1 protein-coding gene is annotated in these 1602 nt (G+C 46.7%); it reads right to left on the bottom strand.

The genetic code is table 11. The features are described from left to right. Positions 1–230: 230 nt before the first annotated feature. A complete protein-coding gene (gene gshB / locus F6K49_RS47400; RefSeq protein ID WP_293109477.1) occupies positions 231–1205 on the bottom strand; it encodes a glutathione synthase in 975 nt (324 codons plus the stop codon). Positions 1206–1602: the final 397 nt, after the last annotated feature.

Below are 1602 nucleotides of genomic sequence, written 5' to 3'. Positions count from 1 at the left end.
TTTCTCTTGTTTAACCAGATCATCAACGGGCCTGCCAGGTTAGCCAAAGGGATAGGTAGACCCATAATCAATAGGGGAATCCATAGCAGGGAGGATAGATGACACAGCATCCCCCAGATTCGAGCTTCCCTATCGTTCCGTGGCACTGTTATTTGATCCATAAAACTGACCCAAAACCGACATTACATCCGATGACTTTACTCAGCAGTCTGGTTACCCAATCCTATTGTTTAACCGCCGTTGTTTTTCACTGCCTCAACCCAGATAATTACCTTTTTAGCCAGATGAGTACCATCTAAGCGGTCAATTTCCCGGATGCCAGTAGGACTGGTGACATTAACTTCGGTCAGGTAGCCGCCGATAACGTCTATGCCTACAAAATATAAGCCATCTTGCTGCAGTTTTGGCTTGAGCAGGGCACAAATTTTTTCCTCTCGGGGAGTAATTTCCGTAGCCGCTACTCGACCACCCACAGCCATGTTACCCCGAAATTCCTTACCTGTGGGAATGCGATTTACTGCTCCAATCGGTTCACCATTCAAGAGGATAATCCGTTTATCTCCATCTTTGGCAGCAGGCAGATAAGCCTGAACCATCACTGGCTCACTACCCTGTTTAGTGCTAATTTCCACCAAGGAGTTAAAATTGCGATCGCTTGCCTGTAGAAATATAATGCCCTCACCACCTTTACCTCCTAGAGGTTTAAGTACTGCTGCCTCTTTTTCCTCAAGGAATTGCCGAATCACCGATTTATCCTGACTGACAATGGTCTGTGGAATCACCTCGTGAAACTGGAGGGCATACATTTTTTCGTTAGCTGTCCTGATGCCAGTTGGTGAATTAATCACCAAGGTTTTATCTGGATTAATGTAGTCCAAGATATAGGTCGCATAAAGGTAAGGTATGGTAACCGGCGGGTCTGTCCGCATCCAGACAGCATCCATCTCCTCTAGAGGTTTCAACAGAGCCTTACCAGTCTGGTACCACTGCTCACTGACGACCCAATGCCCGTCATCGAGTTTGGCTGGAGTTAGTTGCACAGGTTGTAGAAGTCCCCAAGCCTGACCCTTAATAACACTCAATTGTTGAGCCTGAGTGACCCAAACCTCATGACCTAATTCCTGTGCGGCTTCCATCAGCGCCACACTAGTATCATGACCGGGATCAAGTTTCGGGAGAGGGTCTATTATAAACGCAAATTTCACTGTTGAATTCCCCTGTCAGCCAATTCCCCTATGCTACAGCAATCTTATTTGATTCGGTAACATACTGTTCAAGATCTTGAATGGGGAATCGGTAACAGGGATTAAGGCAGATTAAGACAAAAGGCAAAAGGCAATAATAAATAAAGCCTTAAGGGAATCATGTCCCCCCGTTATTAAGGCTCATAAGGGTAGGTTTTTTACTTTGACCTCAGGTGTGGGGTGTAGGGGATGGGGTGTGGGGTGTGGGGCTACAGACAAGCGATGCAGAGGTGCGACAATCAAGGGAATTTAATAATTAGATGCGGAAAGCTCACCAAAGCCCAACCTGCGGGGGTTTCCGACCCTGGCGCTTGGGTACAAGACAATGATGATTTTTAGCGATGCAGCTTCGGAACAG

The sequence above is a fragment of the Moorena sp. SIO3I6 genome, from assembly GCF_010672095.1.
The sequence above is the reverse complement of the archived record's forward strand: the minus strand, read 5'-3'. Positions and strand labels throughout refer to the sequence as shown.